The following is an 18,238-nucleotide window of genomic DNA, read 5'->3' as shown; positions in this document are numbered from 1 at the left end:
GCAGTGTTGGGGAACGGGGGCAAGGAATGAATCGCAACGAACTGCGCAAGGCTGACATCAACCTGATGGTGGTGTTCGAAACGTTGATGCTTGAGCGCAACGTCACGCGTGTGGCGGAGAAGCTGTTTCTCGGCCAGCCGACCATCAGTGCCGCGCTTAACCGCTTGCGGACGATGTTCAACGATCCACTGTTCATTCGCGTCGGCCATCGCATGGAGCCGACCGCGCGGGCCGAGGAAATCATCCTGCACCTCTCGCCAGCGCTGGACTCGTTGTCAGTGGCCCTTAGCCTGACCCATGATTTTGATCCGGCCAGCAGCACCATGACCTTTCGCATCGGGCTGTCGGATGACGTCGAGTTCGGCCTGTTGCCGCCGCTGCTGCGCGCCTTGCGCCAGGAAGCGCCGAAGGTGGTGTTCGTGGTTCAGCATGTCGATTACTGGCGCATTCCCGACTTGCTGGCCTCCGGTGATATCACGGTCGGCATCAGCCAGACCCGCGGCCTGCCAGCCAATGCCAAACGCAAGTTGTTGCGGCACATCCAGCCGAGCATTTTGCGCGCCGACGCCTCGGACACCCCGCTGACCCTCGATGAATATTGCGCCCGACCGCACGTGCTGGTGTCGCACACCGCCAACGTCAGTGGCTACGCTGATGAATGGCTGGCGGAGATCGGCCGCACGCGCCAAGTCGTGCTGTCGGTGCCGCAGTACAGTTCGTTGCCGGCCTTGCTCGCCGGCACCGACCTGATCGCCAGCCTGCCGGATTACGCCGCCGAGGCGATGGCCGCCTCGGGTCAGTTATTCAAGGAAGCCTTTCCGTTCAAGACCCCGACACTGGACTTGTCCATGGTCTGGCTCAGCCATGTCGATACCGATCCGGCCGAACGCTGGTTGCGCGCGCGGCTGGAGGCGTTCATGAGTGAGCGTCTTGAATCGCCGCTGTCCAAATGAGTCGGACGACGCTGTGTTATATGTAGGTCCTTTCTGCACACTACCAGGAGCCAGACCATGCCCCACCTGCACATGGAATACACCGCCAACCTGCCTGAGCTTAACGCCGACGTGGCGTTGATTCGGCTCAATAATGCCTTGGTGGCTTCCGGTCAGTTTGCTGCGGAGTTCGATATCAAGAGCCGTGCGGTGAAGGTCGAGACGTTCAAGATCGGCACGGCGATGGGGGAGCGGGCGTTTGTGCATGTGAAGCTGGCGCTGCTGAGCGGTCGCTCGCCGCAGATCAAAAAACAGTTGTCCGAGAGCCTGCTGACCGTGGTGCAGGAACTGTGTGAATGGCCGTCGGGGGTTGAAGTCCAGTTGTGCGTGGAGATCCTCGACATCGACCGGGAGTCCTACACCAAAACGGCCATCGGCCACTGAGTTTCAGGCCATTTCCTGCTCGGCGCAGGCTTTGATCACCTGCTCGCGCAGCCACGTGTTGGCGCTGTCCTGATCGACACTTTGACTCCACTGCATTTCCAGGGTGAAACCCGGCAAGCCATTGGGCGCTTCGCAGTGATTGAAGATCGCCTCGTTGGCCAGCAATTGCTGGATACGGCGGGGCAACGTCAGAATGAAGTCAGTGCCGGTGATCATTTTCAGCGCCGCGCTGTAGCTGTTGGAGCGCGCGATAATCTGCCGTTTGTGCGCCTGTCGCGCCAGCCAGCCATCGACCATGTTGGTGGTGGAGGTCCACGGTGTCGGAAACACATGCCGGCGTTCGACAAACGCCTTCAGGCTTAAACGGGGTTCCAGTGGCGTGGCGCGTTTGTCGAAGACGCAGACCAGATCATCTTCGAGCAACAACCGGGATTTGAGGTCGCTGTGGCTGCGATGAAGATGGGGGCCAAAACAAATCACCAGGTCGAGGCTGCCATCGCGCAGGTCTTCGGCGGGGATGTCGGTTTCGAACTTGTGCATGTTGACCATCACCGGCAGGTCGGCGAAATCAAAGCTTTTCAACAGGCGCGGCAGGATCAACTGCTCGAAGTATTCCGGTGCGCAGATGTTGAACGTGACCGGTTGCAAGGTCGGGTCGAACGCCTGGGCGCCGGCATGGCAGAGGTTGATGCTTTCGAGGATCTTCAGCACGTGGGTGTACATGGTGCTGGCTTTGTAAGTGGGGCGCATACCCGTGCGGGTATTAATGAATAACTCGTCTTCAAAACTGGTGCGCAGTTTCTTCAGGCAGTAACTCACGGTGGACTGGCTGACGCACAGCGCCTCCGACACACCGGTGACGCTGCTTTGCTCATACACGGCGACAAACACCATGAGGTCTTGCATATCGAGCTTTCTAAGCAAGTTACTGTTCAGCATCCGTTCTGTCTCGCTGTGCTCCTTGCGCTGACTGTGCGCAAACGTGTGCGAACGATCCTAACGGAACGATGGTGCCAGGAGAATGCCCTGTAGGACGTTTCACAGTCACTTGTGGGACAGAAAATGTAACGAACACGACTTATGAATTTAATCCCACAAAACATGGCCGAAGGCCTTTACCCATGAGCGGTGGCAGGCACCGTGCGACAAGGTGTTGGACAACGTGCTCAGGTAGCGCCAGGAAATTGCCGGGCGTAATGCCGCGGATTGAAACGCAGGGCGATCAGGATCATCAGCGCCATGACACCGGTCAGGCACCACCAGGCCGATTCGAAGCTGCCCGACCGATCTCGGACCATCCCGGCCATCAGCGGCGAAAGACCGGCGATCAGGTAGCCGATGCCTTGTACGAAGGCCGTCAGCCCGGCGGCGCGTTGCGGGTTGTCGAGATGATCCAGCGACACAATCAGGCTCATCGGGAACAGACCGCCGATGCCCAGCCCCAACAGGCACGGCCACAGCAGGCTGAAGTGTTGCGGGCTGAGGATCAGCCCACAGAAACCGGCCATGATCAGCGCCAGCAACACCACCAGCACCAGGCGTCGGTCACGGCTGCGGTTGGCGATGGCGGGGGTCACCAGCCCGGACAGCACTTCCATGGCCGTCAAGAAGCCCAGCAGCAAACCGGCGTTTTGTTCGCTCCAGCCCTTTTCCACGTAGTACGGCGCCAGCCAGGCCAGCACACAGGTGTAGGAAGCAGTGCCCAAACCGAAGAAGACGGCGAGTAACCAGGCGCGGGAATGAGTGAGGAACGATGTGTTGTGTGGTGCGAGTACCGTTGGCGCCGATGTCCCCGTACGGCCCAGGCCCCAGAACAGCAATGCCACCAGGGCCAGCGCGGCCCAGATTGCCAGGCCCGCGCGCCAACTGCCGGTACGGGCCATCACCAGGGGCGCAAACGAGGCCGCTATCGCCGCACCGCCCATGATCGACGTCACGTAGAGCCCCATGCACACGGCAACGTTGTCGCTGAACCTGGATTTGATCAGCGCCGGCATCAATGCCTGGATCAGCGCAATACCGATGCCGGCCAGCATGGCGCTGAGGATCAGTTCGGCGGCCGAGTCCACGAACAGCCGCGAGACCGTGGCCAGACCAATGATCGACAGTGAAATCACCACCGTGCGTTGTTCGCCAAGGCGTTGGCTGACGCTCAAGCCGAAGAACAACGCCAGCCCCATGGCCATGACCGGCAGCATGGTCAGTAGCGAGGCCAGGCTGAAACTCAACGGGATGTCCCCGCGAATGGCCGACAGCAAAGGCCCGACGGCCGCCATCGACGGACGCAGGTTCAGGGCGACGAGGAGGATGCTGACCATCAGCCAGAGGGCAGGGCGGGAAGTTGCGCGAACGTTTTCCATCAATCGGGCCTTGAAAAATCAGGCGCCGATTAGGCGCGCGAGGGCGGGAGGCCGCAAATCAGATAGTGCGCAGCGGTATTTAAAAATTAAATACCGGTGCCACACCGTGGATCCCCTGTGGGAGCCTGCTCGCGATAGCGGTGTTTCAATCGATGCATGTGCTGACTGACACACCGCTATCGCGAGCAGGCTCGCTCCCACAGGGATCTGCGGTGTTTGGGAGAATGATTGTTTAGCCAGCCCACACCCAAAGTTCTTCAAATCCCGATTTAACGACCTGAGCGCCCGTGTGACGCTGCTGCTCATCTGTTTTCTGCGGTTATCTCTATGGACGGTTGTCCCGTCGCACTTCCCTCTGAATTAGCCTTTTGGGCGTTATGGCACTGCCGTCACGCACGCCCGCCGGATGCCTGCCTTTCCCGTTGATTCTTCTGACAGGTCCCGCGCTGTGCGCCGGGATCAAACCGGCAGCGCCTGCGCGTTTGCCTGACGCGGAAACAAGAGAATTCCCATGAGTTGTGCCACGACCTCCTTCGCCACGAAGCAAGAAGCTTTGACCTTTCTCGAACAGAACCCGGATATCGAGATGTTCGAGCTGTTTATCCTCGACAACAATGGCGTGCCACGGGGCAAGTTGCTGCATCGTGATGAACTGCTGGCGGTGTACGAAAGCGGACGGCCGTTGCCGAGCACCATTCTCGGCCTGACCATCAACGGCGATGACGTGGAAAACTCAGGCCTGGTCTGGGACGTCGGCGACATCGATTGCCGGGCGTACCCGATCAGCGGCAGTCTGACGCGCATGCCGTGGCGGTTGATTCCGACGGCGGCGGTGCAGGTCAGCATGCACCCGAAGGAAGGCATGCCGGCGACGATTGCAGATCCACGGCATCTGCTGGCGAAGGTGATCGAAGGCTTGCAGGCCGACGGTTATTACCCGGTGATGGCGGCGGAGCTGGAGTTCTATTTGCTCGATCAACAACGCGACAGCAACGGTCGGCCGCAACCGGCGCGGGACGTCGATGGCGGGCGCCCGCGCTCGACGCAGGTCTACGGTTTGCGGGAGCTGGAGCAGATCGAGCCGTTTCTGGCAGATCTCTACAGTGCCTGCAAACTGCAGGGCATTCCGGCGCGCACGGCGATTTCCGAATACGCGCCGGGGCAAGTGGAAATCACCCTCGAACACCGCACCGATGCCCTACAGGCGATGGACGAAGCGGTGCGTTACAAGCGACTGGTCAAGGGTGTTGCGCATAAACACGGGATGGCCGCCTGCTTTATGGCCAAACCGTTCGATGACCTGGCGGGCACCGGCATGCACATGCACGTCAGCCTGGCGGACAAGGACGGCAACAACCTGTTCGCCAGCGAGTCCGCGGACGGCACGCCGCTGCTCAAACAAGCGGTCGGCGGCATGCTCAGCACCTTGCTCGATTCACTGCTGCTGTTCTGCCCGAACGCCAACTCCTACCGTCGATTCCAGACCAACAGCTATGCGCCGCTGGCAGCGACTTGGGGAGTGGACAACCGCACCGTGAGTTTGCGCGTACCCGGTGGCCCGGCGTTCTCGCGGCACATCGAGCATCGCATCTGCGGCGCCGACGCCAACCCGTATCTGGCCGCCGCAGCAATTCTGGCCGGCATCCATCGCGGCATTCGTGAACAGCTCGACCCAGGCGCGCCCGTGGAAGGCAATGGTTACGCCCAGGCCACGGAGTTGTTGCCAACCGATTGGCTGACCACCTTGCGGGCGCTGGAAGGTTCGACCTGGGCGCGTGAAGCGTTCGGCGCGGAATTCCTCGGCGTGTACCTGGCGGTGAAGCGCGCCGAGTATCGGCAATTCATGGGCGAAGTTGGCGAGCAGGACTGGCGTTGGTATTTGCATCAGGCCTGAACAAAAGCTGAACCATTCTCAAATAAGTAAAAGTACCGAGTGGATAACAGGAGCCAACTAATCGTTGGCTTCTTTTTCACAAAAAATTGATGGTTGGCTGCCTAAAGTTAGTGCTGTCACGGTAAATGAAATTTTCACATTTGCCATGAACACTTCTTTTCAGGAATAGCCCATCACTATGTTGAAGTTCAAACCCGTGCGCCCGGAGTGGGTGACACTGATTGCCAGCGCCTTTCTGCTGATTGGCTTTAATCCAGTGCTCTGGCAGCGCTTGTTTGACATCACCGCCGCGGACGGTAAAGGCATCGTCATGCTTGTCGCCTTTGGCGTGATGATTCTGGCGGCCTTCAATATTGTGCTGACCTTCCTGGCGTTCCGCTACGTAATGAAGCCGGTCCTGATGCTGATGTTTATGGTCAGCGCGGGCGTGGCGTACTTCATGAGTCAATACGGTGTGCTGATTGATACCGGCATGTTGCGCAACTTCGCGCAAACCAACGCGACGGAAGTGCGTGACTTACTCTCACTGAAGTTGCTGGTCTATATTCTTCTGCTCGGTGTTTTGCCTTCATGGTTGTTGTGGAAAGTTCCGGTTGATTACCGCCGCTGGCACCGTGAGTTGGTAAGTAAGGCGCTGGTGAGTGTTGCTTCAGTTGCGGTGATCGGTGGTGTCGCGCTGGTGAACTATCAAGGGCTGTCTTCGTTGTTTCGCAATCACCATGAATTGCGCCTGATGGTGGTGCCGAGTAACTACATCGGTGCTTCGTTCGGCTTTCTGCGCGAGCAAGTAGTCTCTGCCCGGCAACCCTTCGTCAAGGTCGGTGAAGATGCCCAGCGAAATCCCGCCTGGCAAACCCACGGCCGTAAATCCCTGACAGTGCTGGTCGTCGGCGAAAGTGCCCGGGCCGAGAACTTCGGCATCCTCGGTTATGACCGCGACACCACCCCCAAACTGGACAAGGAACCCGGCCTGATCGCTTTCACCGACGTGCATTCCTGCGGCACGGAAACAGCCGTGTCCGTGCCGTGCATGTTCTCGAACATGGGCCGCAAGAATTACAACGCCAGCACCGCGAAGAATGAAGAGGGCTTGCTGGACGTGCTCAAGCGCGCCGGTCTCGACGTGATCTGGCGTGACAATCAATCGGGCTGTAAAGGCACGTGCGATCGGGTCACCCTCGATGACGTCAGCAACCTCAAGGACCCGGTGTTGTGCGCCAACAGTGAATGCCGCGACGAAATTCTCCTGCAAGGTCTGCAGCACTTCATCGATACGCTGGACAAGGACACCGTGCTGGTCCTGCACCAGATGGGCAGCCATGGCCCGGAATACTTCAAGCGTTACCCGAAAGAGTACGAACGCTTCACGCCCGTCTGTGAAAGCAACGCACTGAACAATTGCAGCCGCGAAAGTATCGTCAATGGCTACGACAACACGCTGGTGTACACCGACCACGTGCTGTCGACGTTGATTGATACGTTGCGCAGCAACCAGGACAAAGTCGATACCGCGATGGTTTACCTGTCGGACCACGGCGAGTCGCTGGGCGAGTACAACTTGTTCCTCCATGGCACGCCTTACATGCTGGCGCCGGAACAGCAGAAACGCGTGGCCATGCTGGCGTGGTTCTCCGACAGCTACCAAAAGTCGTTCTCGGTGGACACCCATTGCCTGCAACTGAGCCGCGACAAGCCGCTGAGCCAGGACAACCTGTTCCATTCGATGCTCGGTCTGCTGGAGGTCAACAGCAAGGTCTACAACCAGGATCTGGACATGTTTGCCGGTTGCCGCGGCGCTGTGATCGACGGAGTGTTGGCCAAAGAGTAAGTGTTTCGACCTTTTTTTCACGCATCGGTCGCTAATCTGCTACCGGTACATATTCCGACAAGAGTCATTGCACATGTCCGCGCAGCCCCCTTCCGCCATCGAGCTTGAGTTCGCCCGGCGCTACGATCAGGAACACGCCCGCGTCTGCCTTCAGCCGCGACCGCGTGGCCTGGCGGGGCGCATGGCGTTCTGGCGCGACGAGCAACTGGTGCGCAACGCGCTCAAGGTCGCCGGCGAACCGGGCTTGATGCTGGATGTGGCGTGCGGTGCCGGGCGTTACTGGCCGGTGTTGGCCGAGCACGCGAACCGGGTGATCCTCGCGTCCGACCCGTCGCAGGACATGCTCAACCACGCCCAGACACATCATTCGCAGAGTCTGCTCAAGCGAATCAAAACGTTCCAGAGTTCAGCCTTCACCCTCGGCTTGTCGGCGAACGCAGTCGACAGCATTTTTTGCATGCAACTGTTTCAGCATATCGACAGCCCGGAGCATCGGTTGGCCCTGCTGGCGGAGTTCCATCGTGTGAGTCGCGATACGGTGATTGTGGCGGTACGAGTCGATGCACATTTCAAGCTGCGCCGCCCAGGCACAACGGGCGCTCCCCCCCGGCAGCTGGCCGGCAAGGCCGAAGTCGAAGCCGAATTCAGGCTGGCGGGTTTCAGTTTGCTCAGTCATCAGGACTTCTTGCCCGGTTGTGCTCGGATGCGGGTCTATGTGCTGCGTAAGGTCGGTTAACCTCCGCTTGTCAGACATTTCTTGCCGTCTGGCAGGCATTTTCGCTAAAGCTCTTGTTCAGTGGATGCGCGGAAATCGCCGGGGGCGATATATACTGCGCGCCATTCTTCAAGGGAGAGCCGTGTGGCCATCGATATTCACTGGATTCGCGACAACGATAGCCTCGGTCAGTTTTGCGCCGAGTGGCAGCAGCTGCCATTCGTTGCCCTCGACACCGAATTCATGCGGGTCGACACCTTTTACCCGATCGCAGGCTTGCTGCAGATCGGTGATGGCGTACGCGCTTACCTGATTGACCCACTGACCATCGACAACTGGCAGCCTCTGGCCGCGTTGCTGGAAAACCCGGCCGTGGTCAAAGTCGTCCATGCGTGCAGCGAAGACCTCGAAGTATTGCTGCGTCTGACCGGCAGCCTGCCGGCGCCGCTGTTCGATACGCAACTGGCCGCCGCTTACCTGAACCTCGGCTTCTCGATGGGTTATTCGCGGTTGGTGCAGGAAGTGCTCGGCATTGACCTGCCCAAGGGCGAAACCCGTTCCGACTGGCTGCAACGTCCGCTGTCCGACACCCAGATCAGCTACGCCGCCGAAGATGCCTTGCACCTGGCGGAAGTTTTCATACAGCTGCGTCCGAAGCTGTCCGACGACAAGTACGCCTGGGTCCTGGAAGACGGCGCCGAGCTGGTGGCCAACCTGCGCCGCGAGATCGATCCCTACGAGGTCTATCGCGAAGCCAAGCTGGCCTGGAAGCTCTCCCGCGCCCAACTCGCCGTGTTGCGTGAACTCTGCGCCTGGCGTGAGCGTGAAGCCCGCGCCCGCGACCTGCCGCGCAATCGCATCGTCCGTGAACACTCGCTGTGGCCGTTGGCACGCACGCAACCGGACAACCTCGGCGCGTTGGCGAAAATCGAAGACATGCACCCGCGTACCGTGCGTCAGGACGGCGAATTTCTGCTTGATCTGATCAAGCGCTCTGGCAGTGTGTCGCCAGATCAATGGCCGCCCGCCGTGCCGGAGCCATTGCCGGTGGACGCCGCCAATCTGGTCAAACAGCTGCGTGCGATCGGCCAGGCCGAAGCCGAGCGCCTGAACATTGCGCCGGAACTGATGCTGCGCAAGAAAACCCTGGAAGCGCTGCTCAAGAGCGGCTACCCCAACGGTCCTTACCAATTGCCTGATTCGCTGCGTGGCTGGCGCCGCGAATTGATGGGCCAGGCGCTGCTCGACAGCCTGGCCACCGCCGGAGAACAGCCTTGAAACGTATTTGCTCCATCTATCGAAGCCTGAAGAAAAACGAGATGTACCTCTATGTGCTCAAAAGCGATGCACTGGAGCGCGTCCCGGAAAGTCTGATGGCCGCCTTCGGCAAACCTCATCACGCTTTCGATCTGGTGCTGACCCCCGAGCGCAAACTGTCGCGCGAGGACATCACCGTGGTCCTGGAAAACCTTGAGAAACAGGGCTACCACCTGCAAATGCCACCGGCCGAAGACGAATACATCGAACACTTGCCGGAAGAATTGCTGCGACGCAACGACCCGATGTGATCGGCAGACAGGCTCTGTTCAGAGTCTGTGTGAAACACTGGAATGATTTTGGCGATGGCCAGGGCGACGGAGCGAAACTCCGTCGGCGGCCGTTTGCTCTGTTTTCGAAAGGTTTGAACCATGCGCGTTCTGATTGCTGAACACGACCACCCCGTGTACGCCCAACTGTTGCGCCAGGCTGCGCCTGATCTGGAAGTGCTGACCAGCGGCGACTCCGCCGAACTGGCCAGCCAGGCGGCCGACTGCCCGATCTGGCTGGGTCAGCCGGACCTGTTGGCGAACCTGTTGCGCCAGGGCCACCAGCCACAATGGCTGCAATCGACCTGGGCCGGCATCACGCCGCTGCTGGCCGACGGTTTGCGCCGCGATTACCGGCTGACGCGTGCGGTGGGGATTTTTGGTCAGGTCATGGCCGAATACGTCCTGACCTACATGCTCGGCCACGAGCGCGAAGTGCTGGCGCGGTTGGTCAGCCAGGTCGAGCGCAAGTGGGACAGTCGTCAGGGCCAGAGCCTGGCGGGACGCAAGGTGTTGATCGTCGGCACCGGTGACATCGGTTTGACCGTGGCAAAGTTCCTCGTGCCATTTGGTGTTGAGCTATACGGTATCGCCAGCGAAGCCCGCGAGCAGGCGCCGTTTGTTGAAGTCGGCGTGCTGGCGGACTTGCCACGGCTGGTCGGTGAAGTGGATTTCGTCATCAATCTGCTGCCCAACACCCCCAATACCCACGACTTGTACGACGCGGCGCTGTTCAAGCAGTTCAAGCCGACCGGGTTGTTCATCAATGTCGGGCGCGGCGTGGCCGTGGTCGACGCGGACCTGGTGGAAGCCTTGAAAGAAGGGCATCTGGCGGGCGCGGTCATCGATGTTTGCCGTCAGGAGCCGCTGCCGCAGCGTCATCCATTCTGGACCGCCTGGGGCCTGCTGCTGACCGGCCACAGCTCGGCACCGACCTCGCCATCAATGATGGTCAAGCTGTTTGTCGAAAACTTGCGGGCGTATCAGGCGGGCGAGGCGTTGCGCGGGGAAGTCGACTTCAACCGCGGCTACTGAACCCACCGCTCACTCGAACAGTGTGCAAAACCTGTGGGAGCGAGCTGCTCGCGATGGCGGTGTGACAGTCAACGTTGATGTTGAATGTGACGGCCTCCTCGCGAGCAGGCTCGCTCCCACATGGTTTCTGCTGTGAATGCACTATTTTGTGAACACCAGGAATCAACTGTGGGAGCGAGCCTGCTCGCGATGGCGGTGTGACAGTCAACGTTGATGTTGAATGTGACGGCCTCCTCGCGAGCAGGCTCGCTCCCACATGGGTTCTGCTGTGAATCCACTATTTTGTGAACGCCAGAAATCAACTGTAGGAGCGAGCCTGCTCGCGATGGCGGTGTATCAGTCAACGTTGATGTTGAATGTGACGGCCTCATCGCGAGCAGGCTCGCTCCCACATGGGTTGTGCTGTGAATCCACTATTTTGTGAACACCAGGAATCAACTGTGGGAGCGAGCTGCTCGCGATGGCGGTGTGACAGTCAACGTTGATGTTGAATGTGACGGCCTCATCGCGAGCAGGCTCGCTCCCACATGGGTTGTGCTGTGAATCCACTATTTTGTGAACACCAGGAATCAACTGGGGAGCGAGCCTGCTCGCGATGGCGGTGTATCAGTCAACGTTGATGTTGACTGTGACGGCCTCATCGCGAGCAGGCTCGCTCCCACATGGGCTCTGCTGTGAATCCACTATTTTGTGAACACCCGGAATCAACTGTGGGAGCGAGCTGCTCGCGATGGCGGTGTGACAGTCAACGTTGATGTTGAACGTGACGGCCTCATCGCGAGCAGGCTCGCTCCCACATGGGTTGTGCTGTGAATCCACTATTTTGTGAACACCAGGAATCAACTGTGGGAGCGAGCCTGCTCGCGATAGCGGTGTGACAGTCAACGTTGATGTTGACTGTGACGGCCTCATCGCGAGCAGGCTCGCTCCCACATGGGTTGTGCTGTGAATCCACTATTTTGTGAACACCAGGAATCAACTGTGGGAGCGAGCCTGCTCGCGATAGCGGTGTGACAGTCAACGTTGATGTTGAATGTGACGGCCTCAACGCGAGCAGGCTCGCTCCCACATGGGTTGTGCTGTGAATCCACTATTTTGTGAACACCAGGAATCAACTGTAGGAGCGAGCCTGCTCGCGATGGCGGTGTGACAGTCAACGTTGATGTTGAATGTGACGGCCTCATCGCGAGCAGGCTCGCTCCCACATGGGTTGTGCTGTGAATCCACTATTTTGTGAGCACCAGGAATCAACTGTGGGAGCGAGCCTGCTCGCGATAGCGGTGTGACAGTCAACGTTGATGTTGAATGTGACGGCCTCAACGCGAGCAGGCTCGCTCCCACATGGGTTGTGCTGTGAATCCACTATTTTGTGAACACCAGGAATCAACTGTGGGAGCGAGCCTGCTCGCGATAGCGGTCTGTCAGTCAATATTGACGGAGACTGATACACCGCCATCGCAAGAGACTCGCTCCCGAATTTCTTTTGCGCTGTGGCTTAGAGGGTGAAATCGCCTTCGGCCGCCAGTTCGCTCAGTGGGCGACGCGGGCTTGGTTCTTCGCGCGCTTGCAGGTAATCGGCCAGCGTCGCTTTATCGCCCAGTTTGCCCACGGCTACTGCCGCGTGCAGTGCGTAACCTTCAGGAATGTTCAGCTCTTTGCGGGTCAGGTCCTGGTCGAAACCGGCCATGCCGTGGGTGTGCCAGCCGCTGATGCTCGCTTGCAGCGCCAGATGGCCCCAGGCCGAACCGGTGTCGAAGGTGTGCCACAGGGCCGGGGTCTCTTCGGTGGCGCCGGGTACCGCGAAGGTGGTTTTAGAGATCACGATCACCAATGCCGAGGCGTGTTGCGCCCAGCCGCGGTTGAATTCATTCAGCAGGCCCAGAAAACGCTCCCAGTTCGGCGTATCGCGGCGCGCGTAGAGAAACCGCCAAGGCTGGGAGTTGTAGGCCGATGGCGCCCAGCGTGCGGCTTCGAAGAAGCTCAACAGGGTTTCTTCGGGAATGGTTTCGCCGGTGAAGGCGCGGGGCGACCAGCGATCGGTGAACTGAGGGTGGATCGCATACTCGGCAACGCGTGGGTTTGCACTCATCAAGAGATTCCTTGCTTCGTTTGAAAGTGAGGGGCGTCTAGAACCCGCAGGCGCAGTTCACCTGAATGCAACGCGGTTGAGCGTTAATGGCATTTGGGCATGGCTCCTTGCGACTGGCAAAACTACGTGGCGGCGCAAAAACTGACAAGCCCGATCTACCGGCAGTCGCCAATGCTTGGCCCGCAAGGGCCTTGGCACTAGACTGGCGGCCTTTTCACCACCTGATGTTGATGCTCGAACCATGGCCGCCAAAGTCGAACCGTTCTGGATACGCAAAACCCTCGATCAACTCGATCCGCAGGAGTGGGAATCGCTGTGCGACGGGTGCGGTCTGTGCTGCCTGCAAAAGCTCGAAGATGAAGAGGACAACTCGGTCTATTACACGCGCATCGCCTGCAAACTGCTGGACCTGAAAACCTGCCAGTGCACCGACTACCCGAACCGTCGTGACTTTGTGCCGGACTGCATCCAGCTCACGCCGGGCAAGGCCGAAGAATTCCGCTGGTTGCCGCCGACCTGCGGCTATCGATTGGTCAGTGAAGGCAAGGACTTGCCCCTGTGGCATCACCTGGTGTGCGGTGATCGCGATGCGGTGCACCATGAACGCATTTCCCAGTCCGGGCGCATGCTCGCCGAAGGCAGCGTGTCCGAGGATGACTGGGAAGACCATCTGATCTTTCGCGCGGGCTGAATGCCCCACTGCATGTGTGGCCACCAACAGGCAGTAACGACAAAAAAAGGGGCCGCTTCGCAGCCCGGCGCGAGCAAGCTCGCTCGCCACAACAGGAGTGTGTATGGCTGTGCGATTGCGGCGGGCGCTGGCCGTCGGGCTACTGGCCCTGAGTTCGTCCGTGTGGGCGGCGAAGAAGGTCGATCTGGATTATCACGTGCGCCTGTTGCCGCAAAGCGATCAGGCCGAAGTGCGGCTGACGCTGGCCCAAGGCTCGGCGGTGCGCAGTCTGGATTTCGATCTGGGCGACGGCAGCCACTACAGCGACTTCAAGGCCGACGGCCAATGGCAACTCACGACGGGCAAGCAGACGCGCGGCGTTTGGCGTCCGGCCACTGACAAGGCCAGCCTGACTTACCGCGTGCGCATCAGCCATGGACGCAAGAGCGGCAGCTTCGATACGCGCATGACGCCAACCTGGGCACTGATGCGCGGCGACGACCTGGTGCCGCCGGCCAGACTCGATCAGCAGGACGGCATCGAGCTGGTGTCACGCCTTGAATTTGAATTGCCCAGCGGCTGGAAAAGCGTCGAGACCGCCTGGCCGCGCATCGGCAAGAACAAATTCCGCATCGATAACGTCTCTCGACTGTTCGACCGGCCCACGGGCTGGATGCTCGCCGGCCACCTCGGCAGCCGTCGCACCAGGCTTGGGGAAACCGAAGTCACCGTCGCCTCGCCCCAAGGCCAGGGCATGCGCCGCATGGACGTGCTGACGCTGCTGACCTTTGTCTGGCCGCAGGTTCAAGCCGTGTTTCCCCGTCATCCCGTCAAACTGCTGATCGTCGGCGCCAACGACCCGATGTGGCGCGGCAGCCTGGCCGCGCGTGAGTCGATCTATCTCAATACGCGCCTGCCGTTGGTCAGTGAAAGCGGGACCAGCGCGGTGGTGCGTGAATTGGCGCAGGTGTTCGGGCGGATCAACGATAAACAGCGCAGTGACTGGATCAGTGAAGGGTTTGCCGAGTATTACGCCATCGAACTGGTGCGCCGTGCGGGTGGCATGAGTGATGAGCGGTTTGAGAGTTTGCACCGCCGGTTGGTCAAGGACAGCCAGAAAGTCACCACGTTGCGTGGCGAACAGGCGAACCCGGCGCAGGTCTCCAAAGCGGTGTTGTTGCTACAGGAACTGGATCGCGAGATTCGTTTGAAAACGCGCAACAAGCGCTCGCTTGATGATGTGTTGCGCGGGGCGATGCATCTGGGGAGTGTGGATACCAAAGAGTTTGTTCAGCTCGCGGAAAGCGTGATTGGCGAGTCTTCCAAGGTCCTTGATACCGAGTTGCTTCAGTAAAACCGTCTTCGCGGGCAAGCCTCGCTCCTACAGGGTTCATGTGATCACACCAATTCTGTAGGAGCGAGGCTTGCCCGCGAAGAGGCCGTCAGCCTCAGCAAAAATCCCGGATCAACCCCCGGTCTTCGGCGACTTCAACGAATCGTTGCCTGTCACCGTAGCGGTTTGCGTCGCCGCCTCGGCATTCGCCTTCAACTTGCCCAACTCTTCCCCGGCCCGCTCGATCTTCGCCCGAACGTTGTTCATGTCCTGGCGGCTTTTCTCCAGCAGGCTTTTCGCCGAGCTGTGCCCGGTAATCCCGCGAGCCAGGGCGACGCCGCCGATGGCCACCTGGATCAACCCGAAAAACCCGCCGCGACGCAGGCCCTTGCCCATCATCAGCACGCCGCCGGCCAGGGAGCCGACACGTTCCCAGCCGTGAACGTTCTGCTCGGAATGAGTCTGGAACGGGGTGGATTCGATGCGTTCTACGCGCTTGAGTTCGCTCATGATCTGTCTCCTGGCAGGCAAGGCTGCTTCAACAATAGATAGATAAGCTGACTGCCGGGGCGGTCGGCTTGTTCCATCGAATGTGCGGTGATTCAGCGGAATTTTGCCCCGGAGCGGGTGTTGAGCCCCTTGGCCATGCGGTCGTAGAGCACGACGTTGACCGTGGCTGCCAGGTTCATGCAGCCGGTGGTCGGGATGTAGACCACGTCTTCGCACCAGTCGCGAATCTCTTTATCCAGCGAACCGTCTTCCGGGCCGAAGATGTACAGGGCGCGGTCAGGGTGGGTGTATTCCGGCAGCGAGCGGGCGCCTTCGACCAGTTCCACCGCGACGGGCACACAGCCCAAGGGCAGGATTTTTTTCAAATCGTCGATGCCGATCAGCGGGATGTCGTAGTGGACGCGCTTGGTGTCGGTGACGAAGTCGGCGGCGCGTTCATAACGCTTGCCGGTGTAGAACACGGACGCGACGCCATAGCAGCCGGCGGCGCGCATGACCGAGCCGACGTTTTCCGGTGATTTGGGGTTATACAAACCAATGCAGCTGTACCGTTTGTCTGCCACGAGCGGGGTGCCTTCGGGGAAAAAACGGCGATTATACGGGGATTGGGGGAGGGGTGTCCGGTTTGGAGATTGGTGGTGACCGGGAGATTGTCTTCGCGGGCAAGCCTCGCTCCTACAGGGACAGAGTCGATCACAATTGGGTGAACGACATATATCCGTAGGAGCGAGGCTTGCCCGCGAAGAGGCCTGTCCAGCGAATGAAAGTCTTCAGTCGTCTTTTTTCATCAGACCGGCCAACGCCGCAAACGGGTTATGCGTCGCCTTGGCGATTTTCGGCGTGCTCAGCGAGCCTTCGTGAAAATACTGCTGGTCGGTATACCGCGAGTGTTCGTTGTCGTGGCAATACAGGCACAACAATTCCCAGTTCGAGCCGTCCTGCGGGTTGTTGTCGTGGTTGTGGTCGCGGTGGTGCACGGTCAACTCGCTCAGGCGTTTGCCGGAGAACTCGCGGGCGCAGCGGCCGCACACATGCGGGTACATCTTCAGGGCTTTGTCGCGGTAACCCATTTCCTTGTCGCGCTGGTTGTCGGCGAGGATGCGATCCAGCTTCGAGGTATTGGTCGGCGTTGACGAACTCATGGGTTCACCTTTGTAAAAGACTAATGACGGTTATGGCGTGAGTTTAGCTCAGCCCTTGAGCTTCTCGGCAATCCAGATGGTGTGGCGGGTGCCTTTGTTGCCGTGGGCGAAGACCTGGACTTCTTCGGCCTTGAAACCGGCCTTCTTCAGCTTGTCGGAAAACTGCTTGTCGGCGCTGGCCGACCACACCGCCAGCACGCCTTTGGGCCGCAGGGCCTTGGCGCAGGCGCTCAGGCCACCGGCTGAGTAAAGCCAGCTGTTGGCCCGTTGAGTCAGGCCTTCGGGGCCGTTGTCGACGTCGAGCATGATCGCGTCGAAACCTTGCGGCTCGGCTTGCAGGACTTTGGCCACGTCTTCCAGGCGAATCACGGTGCGCGGGTCGAGCAGCGGATTGCCGGCTTTCTCGCCCAACGGCCCGCGATTCCATTCCACCACGCCAGGCACCAGCTCGGCGACCACCACTTCAGCGGTCTTGCCCAAATGCTTGAGGGCCGAAGCGAGGGTAAAACCCATGCCGAGGCCGCCGATCAGCACTCGCGAGTTCGGCCGGCCGGCCACTTTGCGACACGGGATCTCGGCCAGGGCATCTTCTGAGCCGTGCATGCGGGTGTTCATCAATTGCCCGCCGTCGCCGCCCTGGATCTTGATGACGAAATCCTCGCCATACTCGAACAGGCACAAGGCGCCGCCGTTTTCAGGGATAGGGGCGGTGTCGAGCAGAACGAAACGTTTCATGGAAATCTCAAATTGGGGGAAGGCAAACAGAGGCAGTTGGGAGTAGCCTGCCAATGACAACAAGGCCAACGGAGCCATTGATGAAGCGCACCATTCTAACGGTCATTGCCTTGGCCGCGCTCTCGATAAGTGCAGTGCAGGCCCAGCAGTTGCAAACCATTCCAGCAAGCCCTGCGCCGATGCCCGGTTCGCCCGGCACGGCGACCCCGACGCCGTATCCGCCCATTACCCCGACCACCTTGCCCAAGGCCGGGCCTGGCAGTGGCGGCCCACCGCTGGTGCCGATCGAGATGCCCAGTCCGCCGACCAAGGATCAACCGGTGCCGGGGATTGAGCCGAACAGCACGAAAACCAAAACCCCAGGCGGTTAAACCTGCTGCGAGAGCAGTTGCCCGTCGGCCATGCGCAAGCGTTTGGACAGAGCAATAGCGAGGGCGCGGATGATCTTGGCGGCGATTTTCGGCGCCTCGTTGATCATTTTTTCCAGAGAGTCCTTGCCCAGGTTCAGCAGTTGGCAGTTGCTGGCGGCCACGCAACTGGCCGAGCGGCGCTCGCCATCAAGCACCGCCATTTCGCCGAACGAGCGACCGCTGCGCAGGGTGGCCATGGTCACCAGCTGCCCGTCGCCGTTGGTCTTCTGCACCGACACCTGGCCGGTGTGGATGATGCACATGAAGCTGCCGGCATCACCCTCATGGAAAATCTCTTCGCCTTCGGCGATGGTGCTGATGCTGAAGTAGCCGGAGGCCGCGGCGAAGTCTGCCGGCAGCAATTGATCGAACAGGCCGCAGTCCATCAGCCAGTCGCGGATTTCGTTGTTCAGTAAGGTCGGTTCTGACATGTCGGCACGGTCTTTTTCTTGTGTCTGGTTCCGGTTGTTCGGGACATCCCCAATCCCTGTGGGAGCGAGCCTGCTCGCGATTGCAGTGTGTCAGTCACGCAATTATTGACTGAAAGTCCGCTAT

General features: G+C 59.8%; 19 protein-coding genes. 11 read left to right on the top strand and 8 right to left on the bottom strand.

Annotated features, from left to right (window positions below):
- Nucleotides 1–26: 26 nt before the first annotated feature.
- On the top strand, nucleotides 27–953 hold the full coding sequence (locus tag BLU63_RS02515) for a LysR substrate-binding domain-containing protein (RefSeq protein WP_083374811.1): 927 nt from the start codon (nucleotides 27–29) through the stop codon (nucleotides 951–953).
- A 57-nt stretch (nucleotides 954–1,010) separates the two neighbouring features.
- Nucleotides 1,011–1,376 (top strand): 5-carboxymethyl-2-hydroxymuconate Delta-isomerase, encoded by a 366-nt coding sequence (locus BLU63_RS02510; RefSeq protein ID WP_010462163.1) that lies wholly within the window; start codon nucleotides 1,011–1,013, stop codon nucleotides 1,374–1,376.
- A 3-nt stretch (nucleotides 1,377–1,379) separates the two neighbouring features.
- Here the strand turns inward: BLU63_RS02510 and BLU63_RS02505 are convergent, their stop codons facing one another.
- Together BLU63_RS02505 and BLU63_RS02500 are read right to left on the bottom strand one after the other, a co-directional pair.
- Nucleotides 1,380–2,315: a LysR family transcriptional regulator gene (locus BLU63_RS02505; protein WP_083374810.1), complete on the bottom strand. Its 936-nt coding sequence runs from the start codon at nucleotides 2,313–2,315 to the stop codon at nucleotides 1,380–1,382.
- A 227-nt stretch (nucleotides 2,316–2,542) separates the two neighbouring features.
- The gene (locus BLU63_RS02500) at nucleotides 2,543–3,736 is read right to left on the bottom strand and encodes a cyanate transporter (protein WP_083374809.1); all 1,194 of its coding nucleotides are present in this window, start codon (nucleotides 3,734–3,736) and stop codon (nucleotides 2,543–2,545) included.
- Between the two features lie 511 nt (nucleotides 3,737–4,247).
- On the opposite strand from BLU63_RS02500, the gene BLU63_RS02495 reads away from it, so the two are divergent.
- The 6 genes from BLU63_RS02495 (at nucleotide 4,248) to BLU63_RS02470 (ending at nucleotide 10,794) form a co-directional block, all read left to right on the top strand.
- On the top strand, nucleotides 4,248–5,630 hold the full coding sequence (locus BLU63_RS02495) for a glutamine synthetase family protein (protein ID WP_077750027.1): 1,383 nt from the start codon (nucleotides 4,248–4,250) through the stop codon (nucleotides 5,628–5,630).
- A 178-nt stretch (nucleotides 5,631–5,808) separates the two neighbouring features.
- Nucleotides 5,809–7,458, top strand: coding sequence for a phosphoethanolamine transferase (locus BLU63_RS02490; RefSeq protein WP_083374808.1), 1,650 nt, complete (start codon nucleotides 5,809–5,811; stop codon nucleotides 7,456–7,458).
- A 73-nt stretch (nucleotides 7,459–7,531) separates the two neighbouring features.
- Entirely contained in the window at nucleotides 7,532–8,194 is a 663-nt protein-coding gene (locus BLU63_RS02485) for a class I SAM-dependent methyltransferase (RefSeq protein WP_010462153.1), read from the top strand.
- Between the two features lie 123 nt (nucleotides 8,195–8,317).
- Nucleotides 8,318–9,451, top strand: coding sequence for a ribonuclease D (rnd, locus tag BLU63_RS02480; RefSeq protein WP_010462151.1), 1,134 nt, complete (start codon nucleotides 8,318–8,320; stop codon nucleotides 9,449–9,451).
- Nucleotides 9,448–9,741 (top strand): YcgL domain-containing protein, encoded by a 294-nt coding sequence (locus BLU63_RS02475; protein WP_007898694.1) that lies wholly within the window; start codon nucleotides 9,448–9,450, stop codon nucleotides 9,739–9,741. The genes rnd and BLU63_RS02475 overlap by 4 nt, the downstream gene beginning before the upstream one ends.
- Nucleotides 9,742–9,861: 120 nt before the next feature.
- Nucleotides 9,862–10,794 (top strand): D-2-hydroxyacid dehydrogenase, encoded by a 933-nt coding sequence (locus BLU63_RS02470; RefSeq protein WP_010462145.1) that lies wholly within the window; start codon nucleotides 9,862–9,864, stop codon nucleotides 10,792–10,794.
- Between the two features lie 1,495 nt (nucleotides 10,795–12,289).
- Here the strand turns inward: BLU63_RS02470 and BLU63_RS02465 are convergent.
- On the bottom strand, nucleotides 12,290–12,883 hold the full coding sequence (locus tag BLU63_RS02465) for a nitroreductase family protein (protein ID WP_077749176.1): 594 nt from the start codon (nucleotides 12,881–12,883) through the stop codon (nucleotides 12,290–12,292).
- 241 nt (nucleotides 12,884–13,124) lie between these two features.
- Between BLU63_RS02465 and BLU63_RS02460 the strand changes: the two genes are divergently transcribed.
- Together BLU63_RS02460 and BLU63_RS02455 are read left to right on the top strand one after the other, a co-directional pair.
- Nucleotides 13,125–13,574 (top strand): YcgN family cysteine cluster protein, encoded by a 450-nt coding sequence (locus BLU63_RS02460; protein WP_010462140.1) that lies wholly within the window; start codon nucleotides 13,125–13,127, stop codon nucleotides 13,572–13,574.
- Nucleotides 13,575–13,677: 103 nt separating this feature from the next.
- A complete protein-coding gene (locus BLU63_RS02455; protein ID WP_083374807.1) occupies nucleotides 13,678–14,907 on the top strand; it encodes a hypothetical protein in 1,230 nt (409 codons plus the stop codon).
- Between the two features lie 111 nt (nucleotides 14,908–15,018).
- Here BLU63_RS02455 and BLU63_RS02450 read toward each other — a convergent pair whose 3' ends face one another.
- From BLU63_RS02450 to BLU63_RS02435, 4 genes are all read right to left on the bottom strand, one after another.
- Nucleotides 15,019–15,396, bottom strand: a complete 378-nt coding sequence (locus tag BLU63_RS02450; RefSeq protein ID WP_083374806.1) for a YgaP family membrane protein — start codon at nucleotides 15,394–15,396, stop codon at nucleotides 15,019–15,021.
- Between the two features lie 92 nt (nucleotides 15,397–15,488).
- Nucleotides 15,489–15,959 (bottom strand): RNA methyltransferase, encoded by a 471-nt coding sequence (locus tag BLU63_RS02445; RefSeq protein ID WP_010462134.1) that lies wholly within the window; start codon nucleotides 15,957–15,959, stop codon nucleotides 15,489–15,491.
- A gap of 207 nt (nucleotides 15,960–16,166) precedes the next feature.
- Nucleotides 16,167–16,538, bottom strand: a complete 372-nt coding sequence (locus tag BLU63_RS02440) for a YajD family HNH nuclease (protein WP_010462132.1) — start codon at nucleotides 16,536–16,538, stop codon at nucleotides 16,167–16,169.
- Nucleotides 16,539–16,586: 48 nt separating this feature from the next.
- The gene (locus BLU63_RS02435) at nucleotides 16,587–17,273 is read right to left on the bottom strand and encodes a spermidine synthase (protein WP_010462130.1); all 687 of its coding nucleotides are present in this window, start codon (nucleotides 17,271–17,273) and stop codon (nucleotides 16,587–16,589) included.
- Between the two features lie 80 nt (nucleotides 17,274–17,353).
- Here BLU63_RS02435 and BLU63_RS02430 point away from each other — a divergent pair, with 80 nt between their 5' ends.
- Nucleotides 17,354–17,644: a hypothetical protein gene (locus BLU63_RS02430; RefSeq protein ID WP_010462128.1), complete on the top strand. Its 291-nt coding sequence runs from the start codon at nucleotides 17,354–17,356 to the stop codon at nucleotides 17,642–17,644.
- On the opposite strand, the gene BLU63_RS02425 is transcribed toward BLU63_RS02430, so the two are convergent.
- Entirely contained in the window at nucleotides 17,641–18,114 is a 474-nt protein-coding gene (locus tag BLU63_RS02425; RefSeq protein ID WP_083374805.1) for a cyclic nucleotide-binding domain-containing protein, read from the bottom strand. The two genes, BLU63_RS02430 and BLU63_RS02425, sit on opposite strands and share 4 nt — an antisense overlap.
- Nucleotides 18,115–18,238 lie beyond the last annotated feature (124 nt).

This window comes from Pseudomonas mandelii (assembly GCF_900106065.1).
Lineage (GTDB): Bacteria > Pseudomonadota > Gammaproteobacteria > Pseudomonadales > Pseudomonadaceae > Aquipseudomonas > Aquipseudomonas mandelii.
Note: the sequence above shows the minus strand (reverse complement) of the source record. Positions and strands in the feature narration are given on the sequence as shown.

Excerpts from the sequence above, each read along its gene's own strand:
- BLU63_RS02490 (WP_083374808.1), top strand. The coding sequence starts at position 5,809 with ATGTTGAAGTTCAAACCCGTGCGCCCGGAGTGGGTGACACTGATTGCC.
- BLU63_RS02435 (WP_010462130.1), bottom strand. The coding sequence starts at position 17,273 with ATGAAACGTTTCGTTCTGCTCGACACCGCCCCTATCCCTGAAAACGGC.
- BLU63_RS02465 (WP_077749176.1), bottom strand. The coding sequence starts at position 12,883 with ATGAGTGCAAACCCACGCGTTGCCGAGTATGCGATCCACCCTCAGTTC.
- BLU63_RS02495 (WP_077750027.1), top strand. The coding sequence starts at position 4,248 with ATGAGTTGTGCCACGACCTCCTTCGCCACGAAGCAAGAAGCTTTGACC.
- BLU63_RS02505 (WP_083374810.1), bottom strand. The coding sequence starts at position 2,315 with ATGCTGAACAGTAACTTGCTTAGAAAGCTCGATATGCAAGACCTCATG.
- BLU63_RS02515 (WP_083374811.1), top strand. The coding sequence starts at position 27 with ATGAATCGCAACGAACTGCGCAAGGCTGACATCAACCTGATGGTGGTG.
- BLU63_RS02485 (WP_010462153.1), top strand. The coding sequence starts at position 7,532 with ATGTCCGCGCAGCCCCCTTCCGCCATCGAGCTTGAGTTCGCCCGGCGC.
- BLU63_RS02470 (WP_010462145.1), top strand. The coding sequence starts at position 9,862 with ATGCGCGTTCTGATTGCTGAACACGACCACCCCGTGTACGCCCAACTG.
- BLU63_RS02460 (WP_010462140.1), top strand. The coding sequence starts at position 13,125 with ATGGCCGCCAAAGTCGAACCGTTCTGGATACGCAAAACCCTCGATCAA.
- BLU63_RS02510 (WP_010462163.1), top strand. The coding sequence starts at position 1,011 with ATGCCCCACCTGCACATGGAATACACCGCCAACCTGCCTGAGCTTAAC.
- BLU63_RS02425 (WP_083374805.1), bottom strand. The coding sequence starts at position 18,114 with ATGTCAGAACCGACCTTACTGAACAACGAAATCCGCGACTGGCTGATG.
- BLU63_RS02450 (WP_083374806.1), bottom strand. The coding sequence starts at position 15,396 with ATGAGCGAACTCAAGCGCGTAGAACGCATCGAATCCACCCCGTTCCAG.
- BLU63_RS02440 (WP_010462132.1), bottom strand. The coding sequence starts at position 16,538 with ATGAGTTCGTCAACGCCGACCAATACCTCGAAGCTGGATCGCATCCTC.
- BLU63_RS02500 (WP_083374809.1), bottom strand. The coding sequence starts at position 3,736 with ATGGAAAACGTTCGCGCAACTTCCCGCCCTGCCCTCTGGCTGATGGTC.
- BLU63_RS02455 (WP_083374807.1), top strand. The coding sequence starts at position 13,678 with ATGGCTGTGCGATTGCGGCGGGCGCTGGCCGTCGGGCTACTGGCCCTG.
- BLU63_RS02430 (WP_010462128.1), top strand. The coding sequence starts at position 17,354 with ATGAAGCGCACCATTCTAACGGTCATTGCCTTGGCCGCGCTCTCGATA.